Annotated in this window: 23 protein-coding genes; 20 read left to right on the top strand and 3 right to left on the bottom strand. The window is 59.2% G+C overall.

Annotated elements, in window-relative coordinates:
- Positions 1–45 precede the first annotated feature (45 nt).
- The 8 genes from Q0601_RS08750 to Q0601_RS08715 all read left to right on the top strand — a co-directional run bounded on the left by Q0601_RS08750 (position 46) and on the right by Q0601_RS08715 (position 7,668).
- The gene (locus Q0601_RS08750) at positions 46–897 is read left to right on the top strand and encodes an ATPase (protein WP_305289210.1); all 852 of its coding nucleotides are present in this window, start codon (positions 46–48) and stop codon (positions 895–897) included.
- 12 nt (positions 898–909) lie between these two features.
- Positions 910–1,836: a homoserine O-succinyltransferase gene (locus tag Q0601_RS08745; RefSeq protein ID WP_305289208.1), complete on the top strand. Its 927-nt coding sequence runs from the start codon at positions 910–912 to the stop codon at positions 1,834–1,836.
- Positions 1,837–1,838: 2 nt separating this feature from the next.
- Positions 1,839–2,720, top strand: coding sequence for a polyphosphate kinase 2 (ppk2, locus tag Q0601_RS08740; RefSeq protein ID WP_305289206.1), 882 nt, complete (start codon positions 1,839–1,841; stop codon positions 2,718–2,720).
- 112 nt (positions 2,721–2,832) lie between these two features.
- The gene (locus Q0601_RS08735; RefSeq protein WP_305289204.1) at positions 2,833–3,576 is read left to right on the top strand and encodes an SDR family oxidoreductase; all 744 of its coding nucleotides are present in this window, start codon (positions 2,833–2,835) and stop codon (positions 3,574–3,576) included.
- A 71-nt stretch (positions 3,577–3,647) separates the two neighbouring features.
- Positions 3,648–4,688: an ABC transporter substrate-binding protein gene (locus Q0601_RS08730; protein WP_305289202.1), complete on the top strand. Its 1,041-nt coding sequence runs from the start codon at positions 3,648–3,650 to the stop codon at positions 4,686–4,688.
- 97 nt (positions 4,689–4,785) lie between these two features.
- Positions 4,786–5,616 carry a segregation and condensation protein A gene (locus Q0601_RS08725; protein WP_305289200.1) on the top strand — a complete coding sequence of 277 codons (831 nt, stop codon included), beginning with the start codon at positions 4,786–4,788 and terminating at the stop codon, positions 5,614–5,616.
- A gap of 5 nt (positions 5,617–5,621) precedes the next feature.
- Positions 5,622–6,311, top strand: coding sequence for an SMC-Scp complex subunit ScpB (scpB, locus tag Q0601_RS08720; protein WP_370656111.1), 690 nt, complete (start codon positions 5,622–5,624; stop codon positions 6,309–6,311).
- A 247-nt stretch (positions 6,312–6,558) separates the two neighbouring features.
- Entirely contained in the window at positions 6,559–7,668 is a 1,110-nt protein-coding gene (locus tag Q0601_RS08715) for a THUMP domain-containing class I SAM-dependent RNA methyltransferase (protein WP_305289198.1), read from the top strand.
- A 36-nt stretch (positions 7,669–7,704) separates the two neighbouring features.
- Here Q0601_RS08715 and Q0601_RS08710 read toward each other — a convergent pair whose 3' ends face one another.
- A complete protein-coding gene (locus Q0601_RS08710; protein ID WP_119750319.1) occupies positions 7,705–8,205 on the bottom strand; it encodes an Lrp/AsnC family transcriptional regulator in 501 nt (166 codons plus the stop codon).
- Between the two features lie 102 nt (positions 8,206–8,307).
- On the opposite strand from Q0601_RS08710, the gene Q0601_RS08705 reads away from it, so the two are divergent.
- Genes Q0601_RS08705 through Q0601_RS08685 form a run of 5 tightly spaced genes read left to right on the top strand, consistent with a single transcriptional unit; the run spans position 8,308 to position 12,277 of the window.
- A complete protein-coding gene (locus Q0601_RS08705; RefSeq protein WP_119750321.1) occupies positions 8,308–8,640 on the top strand; it encodes a DUF2849 domain-containing protein in 333 nt (110 codons plus the stop codon).
- Complete coding sequence (locus Q0601_RS08700) at positions 8,633–10,291, top strand: nitrite/sulfite reductase (RefSeq protein ID WP_305289194.1); 1,659 nt, start codon at positions 8,633–8,635, stop codon at positions 10,289–10,291. The genes Q0601_RS08705 and Q0601_RS08700 overlap by 8 nt, the downstream gene beginning before the upstream one ends.
- The gene (locus Q0601_RS08695) at positions 10,284–11,015 is read left to right on the top strand and encodes a phosphoadenylyl-sulfate reductase (protein WP_305289191.1); all 732 of its coding nucleotides are present in this window, start codon (positions 10,284–10,286) and stop codon (positions 11,013–11,015) included. The genes Q0601_RS08700 and Q0601_RS08695 overlap by 8 nt, the downstream gene beginning before the upstream one ends.
- Positions 11,012–11,383: a DUF934 domain-containing protein gene (locus Q0601_RS08690; RefSeq protein WP_305289189.1), complete on the top strand. Its 372-nt coding sequence runs from the start codon at positions 11,012–11,014 to the stop codon at positions 11,381–11,383. Before Q0601_RS08695 ends, Q0601_RS08690 begins: the two co-directional genes overlap by 4 nt.
- A gap of 51 nt (positions 11,384–11,434) precedes the next feature.
- Positions 11,435–12,277, top strand: a complete 843-nt coding sequence (locus Q0601_RS08685; RefSeq protein ID WP_305289188.1) for a ferredoxin--NADP reductase — start codon at positions 11,435–11,437, stop codon at positions 12,275–12,277.
- 199 nt (positions 12,278–12,476) lie between these two features.
- On the opposite strand, the gene Q0601_RS08680 is transcribed toward Q0601_RS08685, so the two are convergent.
- Positions 12,477–12,953, bottom strand: a complete 477-nt coding sequence (locus Q0601_RS08680) for a hypothetical protein (protein WP_305289186.1) — start codon at positions 12,951–12,953, stop codon at positions 12,477–12,479.
- 174 nt (positions 12,954–13,127) lie between these two features.
- Here Q0601_RS08680 and Q0601_RS08675 point away from each other — a divergent pair, with 174 nt between their 5' ends.
- From Q0601_RS08675 to Q0601_RS08665, 3 genes are all read left to right on the top strand, one after another.
- Entirely contained in the window at positions 13,128–14,534 is a 1,407-nt protein-coding gene (locus Q0601_RS08675; protein WP_305289184.1) for an OmpA family protein, read from the top strand.
- 113 nt (positions 14,535–14,647) lie between these two features.
- Positions 14,648–15,817 (top strand): ribonuclease D, encoded by a 1,170-nt coding sequence (gene rnd / locus Q0601_RS08670; protein WP_305289487.1) that lies wholly within the window; start codon positions 14,648–14,650, stop codon positions 15,815–15,817.
- A 4-nt stretch (positions 15,818–15,821) separates the two neighbouring features.
- The gene (locus Q0601_RS08665) at positions 15,822–16,799 is read left to right on the top strand and encodes a GNAT family N-acetyltransferase (protein ID WP_305289182.1); all 978 of its coding nucleotides are present in this window, start codon (positions 15,822–15,824) and stop codon (positions 16,797–16,799) included.
- Between the two features lie 4 nt (positions 16,800–16,803).
- On the opposite strand, the gene Q0601_RS08660 is transcribed toward Q0601_RS08665, so the two are convergent.
- Positions 16,804–17,442 (bottom strand): PAS domain-containing protein, encoded by a 639-nt coding sequence (locus Q0601_RS08660; RefSeq protein ID WP_305289180.1) that lies wholly within the window; start codon positions 17,440–17,442, stop codon positions 16,804–16,806.
- Positions 17,443–17,710: 268 nt separating this feature from the next.
- On the opposite strand from Q0601_RS08660, the gene gmk reads away from it, so the two are divergent.
- The 4 genes from gmk (at position 17,711) to rpiA (ending at position 20,769) form a co-directional block, all read left to right on the top strand.
- The gene (gmk, locus tag Q0601_RS08655) at positions 17,711–18,343 is read left to right on the top strand and encodes a guanylate kinase (RefSeq protein ID WP_305289178.1); all 633 of its coding nucleotides are present in this window, start codon (positions 17,711–17,713) and stop codon (positions 18,341–18,343) included.
- Positions 18,340–18,861 carry a gamma carbonic anhydrase family protein gene (locus Q0601_RS08650; RefSeq protein WP_305289176.1) on the top strand — a complete coding sequence of 174 codons (522 nt, stop codon included), beginning with the start codon at positions 18,340–18,342 and terminating at the stop codon, positions 18,859–18,861. The genes gmk and Q0601_RS08650 overlap by 4 nt, the downstream gene beginning before the upstream one ends.
- Positions 18,858–19,967: a sensor histidine kinase gene (locus Q0601_RS08645; protein WP_305289174.1), complete on the top strand. Its 1,110-nt coding sequence runs from the start codon at positions 18,858–18,860 to the stop codon at positions 19,965–19,967. Before Q0601_RS08650 ends, Q0601_RS08645 begins: the two co-directional genes overlap by 4 nt.
- A gap of 79 nt (positions 19,968–20,046) precedes the next feature.
- On the top strand, positions 20,047–20,769 hold the full coding sequence (gene rpiA / locus Q0601_RS08640) for a ribose-5-phosphate isomerase RpiA (protein ID WP_305289172.1): 723 nt from the start codon (positions 20,047–20,049) through the stop codon (positions 20,767–20,769).
- The last annotated feature ends 2 nt before the right edge of the window (positions 20,770–20,771 follow it).

The raw sequence follows: 20,771 nt of genomic DNA, 5'->3' as shown, positions 1-20,771 counted from the left end.
GGCGGTCCCCGCATTACCTATGCGCTGGTCAAGGAAAGGCGGGACATGATCTACAAGACCGGAAAAGACTGGCTTGCATCTGCCAGCAAGCGCGTTGCGTTGTTCGGTATGTCCGGGCTGGGCAAGACATTTCTTTCATCCATGCTGCGCGATACCGGCGATTGGTTTCATTATTCCGTCGATTACCGCATCGGCACCCGCTACATGGGCGAGAAGATCACCGACGAATTCAAGCGCCACGCCATGCAGGTTCCCCTGCTGCGTGAATTGCTGATGAGTGATGGTGTCTATATCGCCAGCAATATCACCTTCGATAATCTGGCGCCGCTTTCTACCTATCTTGGCAAACCCGGCGATCCGGCGCAGGGCGGGCTGGATTTCGATGAATACATGAAGCGCCAGGAGCAGCATCGCCAGGCCGAGATTGCCGCAATGCTGGATAGCGGCCATTTCATTCAGCGGGCGCAGGAAATCTACGGATACGATCATTTCATTTGCGACACCAGCGGTTCGGTCTGCGAGGTGGTGGACCCGGATGATCCCGCGGAGCCGGTGCTGTCGGTCATCGAAAACCAGATGCTGCTGGTCTGGATTCAAGGATCGGAGGCACATACATCCGAACTGATCCGCCGTTTCGACCGGGCGCCGAAGCCGATGTATTACCAGCCGGAGTTTCTTGTTGCGGCATGGAAGGAATATTGCAGCACGCATCAGCCTCCGATCAATCCCGATGATTTCATCCGCTGGACCTATGCCCGTGCGCTGGCCCATCGCCAGCCGCGCTACGCCGCGATGGCCCGGCGCGGTGTGACGGTCTTTGCCGATGAGGTCAAAGAGATACGGAACGCGGACGATTTCGACATGTTGATCGCCCGTGCCATTGATCGCAAGGAATAAGGAAAAAGAAGAATGCCCATCACCCTGAACGAAGATCTTCCCGCATATCGCATCCTGTCGGAAGAAGGCGTGATGGTGATGTCGCCGGGGCGGGCGGCAATGCAGGATATCCGGCCCCTGCGCATTGGCCTGCTGAACCTGATGCCCAAGAAGATCCAGACCGAGAACCAGTTCGCCCGGCTGATCGGCGCGACGCCCCTGCAGATCGACTTTCAGCTTATCCGCATGTCGGACCATGAAAGCCGCAATACCGCCGCCGATCACATGAAAAGCTTCTATCGCACCTTCCGGGAGGTCGAGCAGACCGGCGAGAAGTTTGACGGGCTGATCATTACCGGTGCTCCGATCGAGCATCTGGATTTCGGGGATGTCACCTATTGGGACGAGTTGCGCCGGGTCTTCGACTGGACGCAAACCCATGTCCACTCCACCTTTGGCGTCTGCTGGGGTGGAATGGCCATGGCCTGGCATTTCCACGGTCTTCAGAAACATATGCTGGACGGTAAGGCCTTCGGGTGTTTCCGGCATCAGAACCTTGCTCCGGCCTCACCCTATCTGCGCGGCTTTTCCGACGATGTTCTGGTCCCCGTCAGCCGCTGGACCGAAGTGCGGCAATCCGAGGTCAACGCGATTTCCGAATTGGCGACCTTGCTTGCCAGCGAAGAGGTCGGTCCCTGTTTGCTTGAAGACCGGGCGCATCGGGCACTCTATATCTTCAACCATCTGGAATATGACAGCATCACGCTGAAGGAAGAATATGACCGCGACGTCAAGACGGGCAAATCGATCAATGTGCCCTGCAATTACTATCCCGATGACGATCCGTCGCGCATGCCTGCAAATCGCTGGCGCAGCCATGCGCATCTGCTTTACGGGAACTGGATCAACGAAATCTACCAGACGACCCATTACGACATGAACCTGATCGGAAGGGACTGACCATGTCCGAGATGCCCGAACTGCCGCTGGTCGGTCAGATCAGCAGATATCTTGCCAGAAAGGCGCCAAAGGAAATCCGCAAATCCATCAAGGGGGCCGGCAAGGACAAGGTTCTCGATCCTGCCTATCCTTATCGCGCCGAGATGGAGAAAGGCGATTACAAGGACCAGATGAAGCAATTGCAGCTTCAGCTTGTCCGGATGATGCATGACGTGCAAGCCACCGGCAAACGGGTGGTGGTCCTGTTCGAGGGGCGTGACGCCGCCGGGAAGGGCGGCACGATTGAGCGGATACGCGAAAACCTGAACCCGCGCTCTGCCTATATCGTCGCCCTGCCGAAGCCGACCGGACGCGAAGCCGGGCAGTGGTATTTTCAGCGTTATGTGGATTGGCTGCCTGCCGCGGGCGAAATCGCGTTGTTTGACCGAAGCTGGTACAATCGCGGTGTGGTCGAAAGGGTCTTCGACTTCTGCACGGACGATCAGTGGAATGCGTTTTTCCGCCAGCTTCCGGGTTTCGAGCAGACATTGGTCGATGACGGCGTCGTACTGGTCAAGCTTTGGCTGAATGTCGGTCGGGCCGAGCAGTTGCAACGCTTTCTCGACCGGGAAAGCGATCCGTTGAAGCAATGGAAACTCTCGAATATCGATGTGGATGGCCTTGGTAAATGGGATGAATATACCAAGGCCATCACCGAAACGCTCAGCCTGTCGCATTCTCCTGTCGCGCCCTGGACCGTGATCCGCTCGGACGACAAGCGCCGGGCGCGTATCGCGGCGATTCAAACGGTGCTGAATGCGGTGGACTACGCGGGCAAGGATGAGGAAGCGATCGGCAAGATCGATCCGAAGATCGCGGGCGGTCCCGAGATGCTTGATCGGTAAGCTGCGGCGCCCGTATACCGGCGGGATAATCGGGGCAGGGATCTGCCGGAACAAATCAGGGATGTCACGGAATTTCAGGGATTCCGCAAGCCGTCCAGAGGGGGAGGATAAGATGGAATTGTCTCATGCACGCGCAATCGTAACCGGTGGTGCGTCGGGTCTGGGGGCGGCGACGGTCCGGCATTTCCGCGATTGCGGTGCACAGGTTCTGATATTGGATCTGGATGAGAAGGGCGCAGAAACCGCGGCCGAAACGGGTGCGGGATATCTGCGCTGCGATGTGACGGATGAAGAAAGCGTGGCTTCGGCGATCTCGGAAGCGGTCGAAACCATGGGTGGCGTGGATATCTGCGTGAATTGCGCAGGCATTGCCATTGGTGAAAGGACGCTGGGCCGGGAGGGTCCGCACCGGCTGGACAGTTTCCGCCGCACGATCGAGATCAACCTGATCGGCAGTTTCAATGTGCTGCGCCTTGCCGCCGCCCAAATGAGCCGCAATCAACGCGAGGAAAACGGCGTAATCATCAACACCGCATCAATCGCGGCCTTCGATGGCCAGAAGGGGCAGGCGGCCTATGCCGCATCGAAGGCCGGGATCGCAGGAATGACGCTTCCGCTGGCCCGTGACCTTGCCGGGCAGGGGATCCGCGTCTGCACCATCGCTCCGGGTATTTTCAGCACCCCGATGCTGCGCGGATTGCCGCAAGAGGTTCAGGACAGTCTCGCGGCCGAAGTGACCTTTCCCAAACGGCTTGGCGATCCTGCGGAATATGCCCGTATGGCGGCATTCATCGTCGAAAGTGGCTATCTGAACGGCGAGGTAATGCGACTCGACGGGGCGCTGCGCATGCGTTGAACGATTCGCTTGCGCGGGAAGATTGCCCCGGCTAGCGTCGGATCAGACCGCTGCTGACAGGAGCCTTTCATATGCGCTTTTTAACGACGACCATTCTGGCCTCTGCCATCGCGGGGCCGGTATTTGCCGCCGATCCGGAATTGACCGTATTCGACTGGGCCGGATTCGAGGTGCCGGCCTTGTTTCAGGGATATGTCGACAAGAATGGCGATAGTCCGACCTTCGCGCTTTACGGCGACGATGACGAGGCATTTCAGAAGATCGCTTCGGGTTTCAAGGCCGATACCGTCCATCCCTGCAGTCAGATGGTCAGTAAATATCGCGATGCCGGGCTGATCGAGCCCTGGGACACGTCCAAAATTCCGAATTTCGACAAGATCGATCCGAAATTCCTTGATTCCGAGGTCTACAAGGATGACGAGGGCGTCTGGTACATCCCGACCGATTGGGGCGCGACCGCCGTTGCCTATAATCCGGATACCGTCCCGGCCGAGGATGTAGTGAGTTTGCAAGTCTTCATTGACCCGAAATATCAGGGGCGGACCTCTTTGCCGGATTCATCGGATGATGTCTGGGCGCTGGCCTATCTTGCAACCGGTACGGCGGACTGGACCGATGTCAGCGACGAGCAGTTTCAGGCAGCCGCCGACTGGCTGCGCGAGGCTCATCAGAATGTCGCGGCCTATTGGGCGGACCCGAGCGAACAGGCGCAACTGATGGCTTCGGGAGCCGTGGATATCGCATGGTCGTGGAATGATGGCGTGACCTATCTGCGGGCCGATGATTATCCCGTGGCATTTCAGCGAGAGGCCGAAGAGGGATCCTCGACCTTTTTCTGCGGCTTCGTGAATATCAAGAACGGCCCGGGTAACGAGGAAAAGCTTTACGATTTCATCAATGCATGGCTTGATGCCGGCACCGGCAAGGCGCTGCTGGACGAGATCGGCTACGGTCATACATCGACCGAGGCGATGGAGACGATCAAGGATGAAGCAGCGGTTAAGGAAGGGCTGAGTCCGGTGGATGTTCCCATTCTTGCCCAGACACCGAACGATCCGGCGCAGCGTGAAAAACAACTGGCCGAGTTCGAGAAGATCAAGGCCGGATTCTGATCGCACAGGCCGGGCGGGAATGTCCGGTCCGGCCGCATGACTTGACTTGTCGGCGGCAACAGCAGAGCCTGTCTTTCCGGATGCAAGGGAAACTGACATGGCCAGATCGGTAAAAGACGTCCCCTATCTGACGCCTGTCCCGGACGGGCCTCCGAAGGACGAGTTCGACGCTTCTGCGGTTGCCGAACGTCGCGCCGAAGAATCGCTGATCGTCGATGTCGATGGCTATGAAGGGCCGCTGGATCTGCTTCTGACGCTTGCGCGGACGCAGAAGGTCGATCTGATGAAGATCTCGGTGCTTCATCTGGCCGAGCAATATCTGAAATTTGTCGAGCAGGCCCGTGTTCTGAGGATTGAGCTGGCCGCCGATTATCTGGTCATGGCGGCATGGCTGGCATTCCTCAAATCGCGCCTGCTCCTGCCGCCCGATCCCGAGGCCGAAGGCCCAAGCGCCGAGGATATGGCAGCCCATCTTGCCTTTCAGCTTGAGCGGCTGGACGCGATGCGGCAGGCGGCGGCGCGGTTGATGGGGCGTGACCGGCTGGGGATCAGTCGTTTTCAGCGGGGTATTCCCGAAACGGTGATCCGCAAGCGGCGCACCGAATGGCAGGCCGGGCTGATCGATCTGATGCGAGCTTACGCCCGGCTCAAGACACGCGACGAATTTCGCCCCTATGCTTTCGATCGTCACGATGTCTTCACGATGGAACAGGCGCTTGAACGGATTCGCAAGATGGTTGGCTATGCCGGTGAGTGGACCGACCTGTCCGAATTTCTGCCCGAAGGATGGGAGGGGCAGGGCGCGCGCCGTCGCTCGGCGACCGCAGCCACCTTCGCCGCGACGCTTGAACTTGCAAGAGAGGGCAGGCTGGAGATACGGCAGGACGACACCTTTTCACCGATTACCATTCGACGCAGGCCAACGTGACCGATTTGACCGATAGTGACCAGAATGACCCCGAAATCGGCGAGGCCGCCAATTCGCCCGATTTCCCGCCGCCGCCTCTTGAGCAGCAGGAGCGGATGGTCGAAGCGATCCTGTTCGCGGCGACCGTACCTGTCACGACGCGTGATCTGGCCGCACGGATGCCGCATGGCTGCGATCCCGCCGAGGCTGTCGCCAAGCTGCGCCAACGCTATCAGGGCCGGGGTGTTTCGCTGGAACGGATTGGCGATGGTTACGCTTTCCGCACGGCCGCCGATCTTGGCTTTCTGATGCAAAGCGAAACCATCGAACATCGCCGGCTTTCGCGCGCCGCAACAGAGACATTGGCCATTATCGCCTATCACCAGCCGGTGACCCGCGCCGAAATCGAGGAGATCCGGGGCGTGGCGGTCAGCCGTGGTACGCTGGATCAGCTAATAGAGATGGAATGGGTGCGGATGGGGCGCCGCCGGATGACTCCGGGACGGCCCGCGACTTTCGTCGTCACCGAAACCTTTCTGGATCATTTCGGACTGGAATCGGCGCGCGATCTGCCCGGCCTGTCCGAATTGCGTGCGGCGGGCCTGCTGGAAGCCCGTACTCCGGACGAGCCGATGCGCGTTCCCCTTGTCGAACGGGATGAGGATGACGATGTTGATCCTGACGAACCCGCAGAGGACTTGTTCGAAGACGATTGAGAGGGTGCCATGAATGCGAACCAGCTAATCAACATGTTCATCCGGCTGATCATGCGCAGTCTTATGAACAAGGGCATCAACAGGGGCTTCGACGCGCTTTCGAAACGAAAACAGACACCGGGAAAGGGCCAGCCGCGCAATAATGGACCCCGGCCTGACACAAGGCGGGTAAAGCAGGCGTTGAGGATGTTGCGCCGGATGCGTTGAGGCACTCGCCAAGTCACGCGGATCCGGTTAGGTCTGCGTCATGAATGACGAGCCCTTCGAGATTTTCATCACTGCCACGCCGGGATTGGAACAGCCGCTGGCGGCTGAACTGCGCGAACATGGCTGGACGCCCGGGATATTGCCTGGTGGCCTGACGATCCACGGGAATTGGCATGATGTATGGCGGGCAAACCTGATGCTTCGCGGCGCGACGCGGGTATTGGCCCGTATCGGCAGTTTCCGTGCCCTGCATCTGGCGCAACTGGACAAGCGCGCGCGCAAATTCGCCTGGGGCAAGGTTTTGCGCCCCGATATCCCGGTAAAGGTTGAAGCGGTCTGTCGCGCCTCGCGTATCTATCATGCCGGCGCAGCCCAACAGCGTATCGAGCGCGCGCTGCGGGAAGAACTTGGCGCGACGATCAGCCCGGAAGCGGCGATCACCGTCAAGCTCCGGATCGAGGATGATCTTGCAACCATCAGCCTTGATACGACCGGAGAATCTCTTCACAAGCGGGGCCACAAGGAGGCCGTCGCCAAGGCTCCCATGCGCGAGACGATGGCGGCGATGTTCCTGCGCGAGATGGGCTATGACGGCAGTCAGACGGTTCTTGATCCCATGTGCGGTTCGGGCACGTTCGTGATCGAGGCGGCCGAGATCGCTGTGGCTTTGGCTCCGGGGCGCGATCGCAATTTTGCTTTCGAGAAACTGGCGGTATTCGATCCGGGCAAATGGCAAGTCATGCGGCAGGCGTCGGATGCGCGACACCCGGCGCAGCTCTTTTATGGCAGCGACCGGGATGCGGGTGCCGTGAGGATGAGTATTGCAAATGCGGAACGCGCCGGGGTCAAGGATCTTGTGCGCTTCGAGTGCAAGCCGATCAGCGATCTGCTACCGCCGCCGGACTGCGCGCCGGGAATCGTCATCGTCAATCCGCCCTATGGTTCCCGGATCGGTAACAAAGGGCCGCTTTTCGGGCTGTATGCATCGATGGGGCAGCGGTTCCGCGAATATTTCCGGGAATGGGAGATCGGAATCGTGACCAGTGACGCCGGATTGGCCCGCGCAACCGGCCTGCAATTCCATCCGCCCGGACCTATCGTTGCACATGGCGGGTTGAAGATCAGGTTATGGCGCGTGAAAAAACCATAATTCGCCAATTCAGTCACGCCGGGCCATCGCGCCACGTCAACCAATAGGCAATGCCGTCGTCGATTTGATTTCTTCCATGGATAGCAGCGCGGTGACATTGTGAATTTTCACCTCGCCGATCAATGATTGGTAAAACCGGTCATAGGCGCGGGCATTCCTGACCTGTATTTTCAGGATATAATCGATATCGCCGGCAAGACGATGCGCCTCGATCACTTCAGGGCGTTCGCGCAGGGCCTGAAGAAAATTCGCGGCCCATTCCCTGTCATGCTCGCTGGTGCGGATGAGAACGAAGAAACAGGCTTCAAGGCCCAGTGCCTCGGGGTCCAGAATCGCGACCTGCCGCCGGATCACGCCCGCCTCGCGCAGCTTGCGGATCCGGTTCCAGACAGGGGTCTTGGACGCGCCGACCCGATCCGCGATCTGGTCCAGAGACAGGCTGGCGTCCTGCTGTAGCAGGGAAAGGATTTTGCGATCCACCTCGTCCAGCCGGACGAATGTTTGTGTTGATGCGCTGTCTTGCGAATGACGTTCCATTACCCATGCCCCTTCGACCGTTTCGTTCTTATTTTGCTGAACCTATCGCAAAGATCCAGAATAAAATTCTATATAGAGAGTATCAACGGAAAGGTCCACGAGATGAGTAAAGCCTTCATACCGACGGCCGCCAGACCCGGCGTCATTACCGCGAACGATCTGCGCGAAGGCCATAACGTCTGGATGTGCGAGGATGGCTGGACGCCCGATCCCGCACAAGCGACTTTGTACGAAGATGAGGCAATTGCCGAGCTTGCGCTTTTGAAGGCCATCGGACAGGACAATCTGGTCGTCGGTCCGTATATGGTCGAGGCAAGGCGCGGCCCGAACGGCCCCGAGCCGACCCATTTCCGCGAGGCCTTCCGGCAGAAAGGCCCCTCCAATTATTTCCACGGCATTCAGACCACCAAGAAATCCGAGGCAGCCCATGTTTGACGCCCGCCCCTCCGATACGGATTATGTTCGTCACCGCGTGTCCCAATTCCGCGCGCAGGTTGCCCGTCGTCTGGACGGCAGCCTGACCGAAGATGAATTCCGGCCACTGCGGCTGATGAACGGTGTTTATCTGCAATTGCACGCCTATATGCTGCGGATCGCCATTCCCTATGGCACATTGAGCCCCGATCAGATGCGGATGCTGGCCTATCTGGCCGAGCATTATGACAAGGGCTATGGGCACTGGACGACCCGCACCAATATGCAGTTCAACTGGCCGAAGCTGGTCGAAATTCCCGATATGCTGGACCATCTGGCTTCGGTGAACCTGCATGCGATCCAGACCTCGGGCAATACCATCCGCAACACCACCACCGACGCATTTGCCGGAGCGGCGGCGGATGAGATCACCGATCCGCGGCCCTATGCCGAGCTGATCCGGAAATGGTCAACCGACCATGCCGAATTCCAGTTTCTGCCGCGCAAGTTCAAGATCGCCATTTCCGGCGGCAAACGTGACCGCGCGCTTGTGCCGGCCCATGATATCGGGCTTCGCATCGTCGAGAAGGACGGTCAGCGCGGCTTCGAGGTCTGGGTGGGCGGCGGCCTTGGCCGGACGCCGATGCTGGGCAGCGTGATCCGCGATTTCCTGCCGGAACAGGATCTGCTGCCGTATCTCGAAGCGATCATTGCGACCTATAACCTGACGGGACGCCGCGACAACAAGTACAAGGCACGGATCAAGATCACTGTGTCCGAACGTGGTCTTGACGTGTTCAAAGCCGATGTGGAGGACGATTTCAAGTTCCGTCGTCTGGAATTCCACGGCGTGGATCAGGAAGCCCTGGCCGAGTTCCGGGAACGTTTCGCCGCACCTGCCTTCCGCAATGCTGCGGTTGACGGTTTCGAGGCCGAACGCGCTGCCAATCCCGCTTTCCGCAGCTGGACCGATACCAACCTGCATCCTCACAAGATCGACGGCTATGCCAGTGTCATTGTGACCTTCAAGGCGCCGGGGGCAACGCCGGGCGATGCGTCAGCGGAACAGATGCGCCTGTTGGCCGAGCTGGCCGAGAAATACGGGCATGACGATATCCGCGTCAGCCACGATCAGAACGTTGTTCTGCCGCATGTGCATAAAGCCGATCTGCCGGCGCTTTATCTGGCACTGCGCGAGGCGGGTCTTGCGACTGCCAATGCAGGCAAAACCAGCGATATCATCGCTTGCCCCGGCATGGATTACTGCACGCTGGCGACGGCACGCTCGATCCCGATCGCCCAGGAAATCGCCGAGCATTTCCGTGCGGTTGGTCTTGAGGATGAGATCGGCAAACTGAATATCCGCATCTCGGGCTGCATCAATGCCTGCGGGCATCACCATCTGGGCCATATCGGCATTCTTGGTCTGGACCGGGCAGGGGTAGAGAATTACCAGATCACCCTTGGCGGCGACGGTTATGATATTCCGGCCATCGGACAACGTGCCGGGGCGGGGTTCCCCGCTGAAGAGGTCGTTCCCGCCATCGACCGTTTGCTGCGCGCCTATCTGGAGATTCGCGAGGACGAAAACGAGCGTTTCATCGACGCTTACCGCCGGCTTGGCCCCGCGCCGTTCAAGGCTGTTCTTTACCCCGAGACTGTCGATGCTTGATCAATCGCTCGATACAAGGGCGGGACGGCTCAACGAACGATACCGGCACCACGCAGCGACCGAAGTGCTGCGCCGGGCGGTCTCTGATCCCGATCTGGGGAAAGTCGCGCTGGTCTCATCATTCGGCGCCGAGTCGGTTGTTCTGCTGCATATGGTCTCGGTCGTGTCGCCGGGTTTGCCGGTGCTGTTCATCGATACCCAGATGCTGTTTCCCGAAACGCTGGAATATCAGCGTGAGGTTGCGGACCGGTTGGGGCTGACCGATGTGCAGGTGATCCGCGCAAGCGAATCCGAGGTTTCGCGCCTCGATCCTGATGGCAGCTTGCATCAATTCAATCAGGATGCCTGCTGCGACCTGCGCAAGACCGTTCCGCTGGAACGTGCATTGGATGGTTTCGATGCATGGATCACCGGGCGCAAGCGGTTTCAGGGTGGACAGCGGACCGAGCTTGAATTTTTCGAGCCCGAGCCACCGCTGCGCCTGCGCGTCAATCCGCTGGCGCATTGGAGGCCGGAAGATGTGCAGACATATATGATCGAGAACAACCTGCCGCGGCATCCTCTGGTTGCCAAAGGCTATGCATCGATCGGCTGCGCACCCTGCACCTCGCCCGTCAAGCCGGGCGAAGATTCGCGCGCAGGCCGTTGGCGGGGAAGTCAAAAAACCGAATGCGGCATTCATTTCATCGGCGGACGCATGGTCCGCGGAAAGGTTCCGGCATGAGCGAGAATATCATCGTCCGTGATGACGGGTTCCATAAACTGACGGACGAACCCGAGATCACCTTTGCCCCCGATACACAGCCCGAGGAACTTGTGGATCATCTGCATCACAATCTGATTGCCATCGATTTTCCGGCAGTTGGTGACGGGCGCGGTTTCTCGCTGGCCCGCCGTCTGCGCGCGCTAGGCTACAAGGGTCAGCTGCGGGCATCCGGTCGCTTGATCGCGGATCAATACGCGATGGCGCGGCGTGTCGGCTTCGACGAGGTGGAAATATCGCCAGAAATCGCCCAGCGACAACCGCAGGAGCAATGGATTGCCCGCGCCGATTGGCGTGAATGGAACCATCGTGACCAGCTTGCCGGATGACGGGTCTTTCGCCCGGAATGAAGAAATATTAGAAGACCTGAGGATTCATACATGACGCTGGATATCCCCGTGACCGAGGCCGCAACGACGAAACCCGCGAAAACCCTGCCTGACGCGCAAACCGTCACTGCGGTGAAGCACTGGAACGATCATCTGTTCTCGTTCCGCGTGACCCGGCCCGCCTCGCTGCGTTTCCGTTCGGGTGAATTCGTGATGATCGGGCTGCCGGGCGATAATGGCAAGCCGATCCTGCGCGCCTATTCCATTGCTTCGCCCAATTGGGACGACGAGCTGGAATTCTACTCGATCAAGGTGCCGGACGGGCCGCTGACCTCGAAACTGCAGCATATCAAGGAAGGCGACGAGATCATCCTGCGACCCAAACCCGTTGGGACGCTGGTTCTTGACGCGCTTCTGCCCGGCAAGCGCCTGTGGTTTCTGGCTACCGGCACGGGCCTTGCGCCTTTTGCAAGCCTGATGCGCGATCCTGAAACCTATGAGCGTTACGAGCAGGTTGTCATGATGCATACTTGCAGGACCGCGGATGAGTTGAACTATGGCCGGGAACTGGTTGAAAATCTTCGGAATGATCCGCTTTTAAGCGAGCTTTACGGTGATGATTTCGCCACTCGGCTACTGTATTATCCGACCACCACGCGCGAGGAAACTTCGTCGATGGGACGGATTACCGATAACCTGACCTCGGGCAAGGTGCTTGACGATCTGGGACTTCCGCCGGTTTCTCCGGAAACGGACCGGGCGATGATTTGCGGCTCTCTTGCGTTTAACGTGGATGTAAAAGCGGTACTGGAAGGTTTCGGTCTGCGTGAGGGTGCGAATTCCGAACCGAAGGAATTCGTTGTTGAAAAAGCCTTTGTAGGCGACGGAATATAAGTTTCGCTCCACGTCGGATCGCAATGATCAGGGGCGCAGGCGAGGCCTGCGCCCTTTTTTCTTTGGCGATACTCACGAAAAGGTCATCCGGCGGAACTTCCCGACCCGCAATATGTTATGCCCGCAACCTGAAACGAGTATTCGAGAGATGCCGATGCGCCGGATCATCAAAAACAGCACCGCGATCATTGCCTGCCTTTCACTTTTGACACCGCATCTTGCATGGGCACAGGAACAGGATGAACCCAGGCGCCAGCGCCCCGCCGCGTCGGAGGAAGTACGCCCGGAGATCACCTCGAAGAAACCAGAAGGAAATGCCCGGCAGCAGCAGCGCAATGCTAAAGAAGGTGCTGCGAAACGGCAGAAGGGCCCCGGCAATGGGAATGCTGCAAAGAAGCGCAGGAACGCGGAGAACCAGAACAAAAAGAATAATCAGAAACAGCTGGAACTGCGGCGCGATAAGCAGGCCGAGCCCAAGGCAAAGCCGGTAAAACAGCAGAAGAAACAAGCAGAACGTCAGAAGAAACAGGCGGAGCGGAAGGAAAAGCAGGCTCAATCGCAGAGAAACCGGCAGAACGCGAAAGACCATGATCGCGTTAAGGAGCGGCTGGGCCAAAAGGCCGAATCCGGTGATGCCAAAGAAAAAAAACGGAATAAAGAAGATCGGCCCCGGCAAGCCAAAAACGGGAAAGACAAGGATGGTTCAGGCAAGTTCAAAAATAAACCCTGGGCGAGAGCCGATGGCAAATCTTCTTCCAACAAGCCCCACCGGGATAAGCCAAAACAGGCGGAAAATAGCAACAAGGCCGATCGGAAACAGCGCGACAGGGAAACTGCGCGTGAAGTGAGATTGTTCACGCGTAATAAAGACGGACGAATCCGGCTTTCTGAATCCGAGGTCGCGCAAAAACGTCAGAATAATATGGGTGGCCTGAACAGGGTGCTGCGGGAAGAGGTTCAATCCGGGCTGGATGAGTCCCGGCTGACCTGCCTGTCGGGCGCGGCCTATCCATGTAATGACGGCAGCGCCGCGATCACGCCGGGCGGCGTCGTCCTGGAGCGGCAAAAGAATGGCCGTTTCGTCATGGCGCCGGCTGCGCGGCAGATGTACCGGGTGAATGACAATGGCAAGGTCGTCCGGCGCGTCGCCGAGGAAGGCTCTGCCCAGACTGCCATTGCCAGGGAATTTGCAAGGGCCGCCGGGATTCCGAATGCGGCAGCCTTGATCGATGGCGGCCGGAGAGGCAGGATTTATGAGCAGAGGGTAACCAGAGAGAACAGCCGCTCTTCCCGTGAGGATTTCGCAACCAGTCTGCGCGACGGCTGGTCCGGCTCGAATAACTGGCGCGATCGGCGCTCGGATGACGATGACCATGATAACGATCTGACCAAGGCTCTGGTATTGGGGCTGGGAGCGCTGGCTGTCGGATCGATGCTGAACAATAATCGTCAAGTCGCGCTTAGCACACCGGACCGGGTGGTCGTGACCCGCCCCGATGGCAGTCAGGAGGTGATCAAGGACGAGGTCGCCTTGCTGCGCGAGCCGGGATCGACCGTAACGACCGAGAATTTCGATGATGGCTCTTCGCGGACGATCGTGACGCGCGCGGATGGAAGCAAGATCGTGACCATCCGTGATGCCGATCTGCGCGTTCTGCGCCGCTCGCTGATCTCTCCTGATGGGCAGAGCACGCCATTGATCGACGATACGATGGAGGTCGCACCGGTGGATATCGCAGAGCTTCCGGCCCCGATTTCGCCATCGCCATACCAAGACGGACAACTGAACGAAGAAGAACTGCGCGAGGCGCTGCGACGTGAGGCCGATATCGACCGCCGCTTCAGCCTTGCCCAGATCCGCAACATTCCCGAGGTTCGGTCACTGGTTGCTCCGGTCGATATCGAGGGCGTTACCTTCGATACCGGCTCGGCCGCGATCCGGCCCGAACAGGCAGACCGGCTCGCGGGTCTGGGCAATGTCATTCACGAGACGATTCAGGAAAATCCCAACGAGATCTTTCTGATCGAGGGTCATACAGATACGGTTGGCGCATCGGCCACCAATCTTGCCCTTTCCGACCGGCGTGCCGAGTCCGTGGCGCTTGCGCTAAGCGAATATTACGATGTTCCGCCGGAAAACCTGGTCGTTCAGGGTTACGGTGAACAATATCCGAAAGTGCGCAGCAACGGCGATATCCGCGAGAATCGCCGCGCTTCGGTCCGGCGGATTACCGATCTGCTTCAGGGCGCCGAGTAATCCGATCATCAAGATGTTCCGATCTGGCACTTTCCTTTCTTCCGGCTTGGGCGTATGCCACCGCAACCGGCGGACGAACCGCCCAAGCAAGAAAGTGCCAGATGCACCAGGAAATCACGACGATTACACGAACCGAGGATCTTGCCCGCTTTGTCGAAGCCGCGAAATCCGCTCCTTATGTCACCATCGACACCGAATTTCTGCGAGAGCGGACCTATTGGTCGAAGCTCTGCCTGATCCAGCTTGCCATCCCGCCCGCCTCTACTGCAAAGGATAATGGCGGCGAGGCTGTTCTGGTCGATCCGCTGGCCGATGGTCTGTCGCTTGAGCCACTTTACGAGTTGTTCCGCCACAAGCAGACGGTCAAGGTTTTTCATGCCGCCCGGCAGGATCTGGAAATTTTCCATCATGATGCCGGACTGTTCCCCGATCCGCTTTTCGATACACAGGTCGCCGCCATGGTTTGCGGCTTTGGCGAGCAGGTCGGGTATGAAACGCTTGTGCGCAAGATCGTGCGGGCCAATCTGGACAAGTCCTCGCGCTTTACCGACTGGTCGCGTAGGCCCTTGTCGGATGCTCAGAAATCCTACGCATTGGCTGATGTGACTCATTTGCGCGCCATTTATGAATTCCTGTCTGCTGAACTGACGCGAAGCGGCCGGGAAAGCTGGGTCAAAGAGGAAATGGCGATTCTCAAGAACCCCGAGACCTATACGACCCATCCGGACGAGGCCTGGCTGAAGGTGCGCACACGCAGCAATTCTCCGCGCTTCCTGGCGATTCTTCGAGAGCTTGCCCGGTTTCGCGAAGCCTACGCTCAGGGCAAGGATGTTCCTCGTTCGCGCGTCTTCAAGGATGATGCGATGATCGAGCTTGCCTCGACTAAACCCGAAACGGAAGCCGAACTGAACCGGTCGCGCCTTTTGCCGCGGGAGGCCCGGAAGGGCGAGATTGCTCAGGGAATTCTTTCCGCGGTGAAGGCCGGCCTTGGCGCGCGGGACCTGCCGCAGCCAAAGCGCGAGGAACCCGGCAAGCCGGGAAATCCGGCCCTGTCCGAGCTTTTGCGGGTTCTGTTGAAGGCGAAGGCGGATGAGTTGGGCGTTGCGTCCAAACTGATCGCGTCGGCGGCGGATCTGGATTCGCTGGCCACTGGTGAGCGCGATCTGCCCGCATTGAAGGGTTGGCGGGCAGAGATGTTCGGGCAGGATGCATTGCGCCTTGTCCGAGGGGAAATTGCCCTCTCTGCACGCGACGGGGCCGTCTGCATTGTTCCCGCAGCCTGACATCATGCCGGATCGCATCGAACTTGGCCGGCCTTATCCAGAGGATTGCGACGATATCGCCCGGGCGATGCAGGACAGGACGATCAGCGATTGGCTGACATCCGTTCCGCAGCCATACGGTTTCGACGACGCGGTCCGTTTCGTCGCCGAGGCGGGCGCGGATGAATATGCGATCCGCAACAATGGCAGGCTTATCGGCATGCTGCGGGCCGCTGAAAGCTTCGGTATCTGGCTTATGCCTGAATTTCACGGCAAGGGAGTCGCATTTCGGGCGGCCATTTTAGGTGTGAGCCGTTATTTTCTGACCGGCGCGACGAAAATGGGCGCCGTTTACCTTGACGGAAATAAAAAATCCGAACGTCTTCTGCACCGTCTGGGATTTCGTCCGGCAGGGCAGGTTACCGCGTGGTCTCATGCATTGGCGCGAGAGATGCCGGCGACCTCAATGGAGCTTACCAAAACCGGGTTTGCCAGGCATCACGGATTTTCGTTGACGACATCGAGGCTGCGGATTGACGGCTTTACCGATCAGGATCTTCCCGCTTTGCATCGGATTGTAACCAGACCCGAAGTGGCGCGAATGTTGCTGCGCTTTTCGCCGGATATGACCCGGGACGAGGTGGCGGCGATCTTCACCGAAGAGATGTTGATCCCGCCAATGCGGCTGGTCATACGGTATAAGGATCGGGTTGCCGGTACTGTCGGGATTTTGCCCGGAGAGCCGGCCTCGATCGCCTATTTCCTTGACCCGGAACTTGCTGGGCAGGGATTGGGACAAGAGGCGGTCTCGGCATTTCTGGACGAATATATCCTGCGCTTCGCCCCTCGGGAATTGCGGGCCGAGGTGTTTTCGGACAATCCGGCTTCGGTGCGGATTCTGCGGAATCTGGGATTTCAGCAGGAAGACGAAATCATGATATCGTCGCTTGGCCGTGATACGCCTGCATCTGCCGGGATTTATCGCTGGCGGGATAAAGGCTGACGCTTCAACCGGACACCGGGTCGGTAAGCGCCCAGGGCTGCAGGATTTCCGCGCCGGGAATGATCGGATCGAGTTTCGTTCCCTGCAGATCGAAACGTCGCGGCGCCGAACCGATCCCGCCTTTGGTTACCAGGCAGCCAAGCGCGCGCGACACATCGTCAAGATCGGATTTCAGGGGCAATAGAAGCAATGGCCCCGAAATTTCCGGGCAGTTATGGGTTGCGGGTGAGGTTATCCGCATCTCCGCGATCTGCGGAGCCCTGAAAACGGTTTCCGTCAGATGGCAAATCGTTTTGCGGGAATCCCTGTTCATCAATGAGCAGAATGGCATGCCGCGCAGTTCCATTCCCATCAGATCCATAAGGTGCTGTCCGACAAGCCGGAAACGCGCCATACCGGGGGCGAGACGTTCGATAAGGAAGGCATGATCAAGCATGCCGGCCATATCTTCGCGCGTGACCTGTGCGCGAAATGGAACCGAAGCATTCCGGCGCAGACCCTGCCAATAATGACGCATGTCCTGAACGAGGCAAGCAGTGTCGGATAAAGCGTTGTCTTCACATGAAGGGACCACATACAGAAGCTTGCCGGTCGGCGTGATACGGTGGATTGTCTCGTCGGGTTTGGCGTCGAAATCATCCATCACGACACTTCCTTGTTAAAACATCAATAACAAACTCGTCTTTCTGTCCGCTATGCCTCCCTGTCTGCCGTTCCGGTCGTTACCGCCAGCAAAAAGCAGTAAAGGCGAATTCGCATTTCTTTGGCAAAGCTGAACCTGATCCCAGAATATGTGAATGCGCCTTGCCTTCCGAATCCTTTCCTAAGAACTGGTTAAAGGACAATCGGGGTTGACCCTCTGCCGAGGCTGGTTCATGCCATCCATCGACTGACAGCAAGGATATTCGCCGATGAATCGAACAGGGGTGCTGATCATCCTGTCATCTCCCTCCGGAGCGGGAAAATCGACTCTGGCGCGCCGTTTGATGGCGTGGGATGCCTCGCTCAGCTTTTCCGTCTCGGCGACGACGCGGGCTGCGCGGCCCGGGGAAGTGGATGGCAAGCATTATCATTTCATGTCTCCCGACAGGTTCCGCGACATGGTGGATTCGGGCCAGATGCTGGAACATGCCGAGGTTTTCGGCAATTTCTACGGCAGCCCCCTTGGTCCGGTCGAAACCGCAATGCGCGAAGGCAAGGACACGCTTTTCGATGTCGACTGGCAGGGCGGGCAGCAGATCCGGGCTTCCGCGCTTGGCGGCCATGTCGTGTCGATCTTTGTTCTGCCGCCATCCCTGGCGGAACTGGAAAGGCGGTTACGCACACGAGGTCAGGACAGCGATACCGTGATCGCCGGACGGATGGAAAAAAGCCGGGACGAGATCAGCCATTGGGCCGAATATGATTATGTTCTGGTCAATGAAGATCTGGAAGAAACCGAGGCAAGGTTGCGGGATATCCTGACTGCGGAACGCCTGCGCCGGGATCGCCAGGTCTGGCTGGGCACATTCGTGAAAACCCTGATGGAGGAGAAGCGCGCATGATCTGGGAACTTGACGGGCGAATTCCTGAACTGGCCGATGAAAGCTGGGTCGCGCCCGATGCGCAACTTATGGGGGGCGTGGTTCTGGAAGCCGGAGCCTCGGTCTGGTGGGGCGCGGTTCTGCGCGGAGATAATGAAGAGATCAGGGTCGGGCAGGGCAGCAATGTGCAGGATCTCTGCGTTTGCCATACCGATCCGGGATTCCCGTTAGTGATCGGGAAAGACTGCACCATCGGTCACCGCGCAATCCTGCATGGATGCCGGATCGGCGACGGTGCGTTGATCGGCATGGGTGCCGTCATCCTGAACGGGGCGCGGATCGGCCCCGGGGCCTTGATCGGCGCCGGTGCGCTGGTTACCGAGGGCAAAGAGATCCCCGCCGGGGCTCTGGTGATGGGAGCGCCGGGTAAAGTGGTACGGGTGCTGGACGAGAAAGCGCAGGAGGATCTGCGCGAAACGGCGGCAAGATACCGTGTGAACGCAGCACGGTTCCGTTCGGGGCTCAAGCGGGTGGAATGAATACCGATCTGGCCAGACGGATTGCCGCGCTTCTGGAGGGTATCCCCATTCCGATGATGGCCGTGGATGGCCAGACCCGGCTGATCGCCGCCAACCGGCAGGCCGAGGCATTGTTTGGCGAAGACCTTGCTGATCGCCCCTTTGTGACCATCGTTCGCCATCCGGCGGTCGTTCAGGCGGTGGAATGGGTGCTGCAACCCGATCTGGGCGATGCGCCTCCGACCGATCCGGCCTTGCCGACCCCGCCCGAGGGGATTGCGACGCTGCGGGCGAATATCGTTGCGGACGGGCGGGAAATCGGCGCCGAGGTCACGGTTTCGCCGCTACCCGCCAGTATCGGCAAAGGCGCCCTGATTGCGGTGATGGATAATTCCGTCGCCGAGGAGGCCGAACAGACCCGCCGTGATTTCGTCGCCAATGTCAGCCACGAATTGCGCACGCCGCTGACGGCGATGATCGGCTTTATCGAAACCCTGCGCGGCCCCGCACGCAACGATGCCGCTGCGCGCGACCGGTTCCTGGATATCATGGAGCGTGAGGCGAACCGGATGAACCGGCTTGTTCATGACCTGCTGTCGCTCAGCCGCGTGCAGGCCGAGGAACGCCGCAGACCCTCGGCCAAGGTTGATCTGCCGGGTTTGCTGCGCGGGGTGCTGGCGACCCTGCATCACAGCGCCGAGGACAGCGGCGTCACACTAGAGGCGGAAGGGCTGGACAGGGAATTGCGCCTGCCCGGAGATCCTGACCAGCTTGTTCAGGTATTTCAGAACCTGATCGAGAATGCGATCAAATATGGTGTGTCGGGCAAGCGTGTCAGGGTCACGTTGAAGCATGTCCGCCACGAGCCGCTTCTGCGCGGCCCCGGCTGGGCGGTCGAGATCAGGGATTTCGGCGAAGGTATCGATGAAATGCATCTGCCGCGCCTGACGGAACGGTTCTATCGCGTGGATACGCATCGGTCGCGGGCACAGGGCGGCACGGGATTGGGACTGGCCATCGTCAAGCATATCGTGAACCGGCATCGCGGCCGTCTGCGGATCACCAGCACAAAGGGCGAAGGCAGCAGTTTCACCGTGATCCTCCCCGAGACATTGCAGCGCGGCTGACGGCTGCGGCATCGCGGGGTATCGCCCTTGCGCCGCGCATCGCCTATACAGCCATTAACGCGACGACAGGAGAGACCGGATGCCCGATATCGACCCCGCAAAACTGGCCGCTTCCAAGGCCGCAATCGAACTGGTCCGCGACGGGATGCGGCTGGGGTTGGGCAGTGGCTCGACCGCCAGCATCATGGTCCGGGAACTTGCCGCGAAGGTAAAGGTCGAGGGCCTGAGCCTGCGCTGCGCCGCAACCTCGAAAGCGACGGCGGAACTGGCGGAAAGTCTTGGGCTGCGGATCGAGACGCTTGACGAGATCGGCTGGCTGGACCTGACGATCGACGGCGCGGACGAGGTCGACCCCGATCTGAACCTGATCAAGGGTGGCGGCGGTGCGCATCTGCGCGAGAAGATCGTAGCTATGGCAAGCGACCGGATGGTGGTGATCGCCGATCCGGGTAAGGTCGTTCAGCAGCTTGGCGCCTTTCATCTGCCGGTCGAAGTTCTGGCTTTTGGTTTCGAAGCAACGCAGGAATTGCTGCGCCGCGCGCTTGACGATCTGGGACTGGGCGGGAAACCGGTACAGCCACGCCGTCGCGGTGGTGATCTGGCCGTGACCGACGAGGGGAATCATATCCTTGATCTGGCGCTTGACGCGATCCCCGATGCTCCGGCTTTAGCCCGTGCCCTGGCAGCCATTCCGGGCGTGGTGGAGCATGGGTTGTTTCTGGGCATCTGCAGCACGGCGATCATCGGGCGGGCCGATGGCAGCACGATCACACTGGGCGCCGGCGGGGCCGAGGAGGTATGACG

This window comes from Paracoccus wurundjeri (assembly GCF_030678915.1).
Lineage (GTDB): Bacteria > Pseudomonadota > Alphaproteobacteria > Rhodobacterales > Rhodobacteraceae > Paracoccus > Paracoccus onubensis_A.
Note: the sequence above shows the minus strand (reverse complement) of the source record. Positions and strands in the feature narration are given on the sequence as shown.

Bases quoted from the DNA above. Each gene is read 5' to 3' on its own strand.
- Q0601_RS08750 (WP_305289210.1), top strand. From the start codon at position 46: ATGATCTACAAGACCGGAAAAGACTGGCTTGCATCTGCCAGCAAGCGC.
- Q0601_RS08745 (WP_305289208.1), top strand. From the start codon at position 910: ATGCCCATCACCCTGAACGAAGATCTTCCCGCATATCGCATCCTGTCG.
- ppk2 (WP_305289206.1), top strand. From the start codon at position 1,839: ATGTCCGAGATGCCCGAACTGCCGCTGGTCGGTCAGATCAGCAGATAT.
- Q0601_RS08735 (WP_305289204.1), top strand. From the start codon at position 2,833: ATGGAATTGTCTCATGCACGCGCAATCGTAACCGGTGGTGCGTCGGGT.
- Q0601_RS08730 (WP_305289202.1), top strand. From the start codon at position 3,648: ATGCGCTTTTTAACGACGACCATTCTGGCCTCTGCCATCGCGGGGCCG.
- Q0601_RS08725 (WP_305289200.1), top strand. From the start codon at position 4,786: ATGGCCAGATCGGTAAAAGACGTCCCCTATCTGACGCCTGTCCCGGAC.
- Q0601_RS08715 (WP_305289198.1), top strand. From the start codon at position 6,559: ATGAATGACGAGCCCTTCGAGATTTTCATCACTGCCACGCCGGGATTG.
- Q0601_RS08710 (WP_119750319.1), bottom strand. From the start codon at position 8,205: ATGGAACGTCATTCGCAAGACAGCGCATCAACACAAACATTCGTCCGG.
- Q0601_RS08705 (WP_119750321.1), top strand. From the start codon at position 8,308: ATGAGTAAAGCCTTCATACCGACGGCCGCCAGACCCGGCGTCATTACC.
- Q0601_RS08700 (WP_305289194.1), top strand. From the start codon at position 8,633: ATGTTTGACGCCCGCCCCTCCGATACGGATTATGTTCGTCACCGCGTG.
- Q0601_RS08695 (WP_305289191.1), top strand. From the start codon at position 10,284: ATGCTTGATCAATCGCTCGATACAAGGGCGGGACGGCTCAACGAACGA.
- Q0601_RS08690 (WP_305289189.1), top strand. From the start codon at position 11,012: ATGAGCGAGAATATCATCGTCCGTGATGACGGGTTCCATAAACTGACG.
- Q0601_RS08685 (WP_305289188.1), top strand. From the start codon at position 11,435: ATGACGCTGGATATCCCCGTGACCGAGGCCGCAACGACGAAACCCGCG.
- Q0601_RS08665 (WP_305289182.1), top strand. From the start codon at position 15,822: ATGCCGGATCGCATCGAACTTGGCCGGCCTTATCCAGAGGATTGCGAC.
- Q0601_RS08660 (WP_305289180.1), bottom strand. From the start codon at position 17,442: ATGGATGATTTCGACGCCAAACCCGACGAGACAATCCACCGTATCACG.
- gmk (WP_305289178.1), top strand. From the start codon at position 17,711: ATGAATCGAACAGGGGTGCTGATCATCCTGTCATCTCCCTCCGGAGCG.
- Q0601_RS08650 (WP_305289176.1), top strand. From the start codon at position 18,340: ATGATCTGGGAACTTGACGGGCGAATTCCTGAACTGGCCGATGAAAGC.
- Q0601_RS08645 (WP_305289174.1), top strand. From the start codon at position 18,858: ATGAATACCGATCTGGCCAGACGGATTGCCGCGCTTCTGGAGGGTATC.
- rpiA (WP_305289172.1), top strand. From the start codon at position 20,047: ATGCCCGATATCGACCCCGCAAAACTGGCCGCTTCCAAGGCCGCAATC.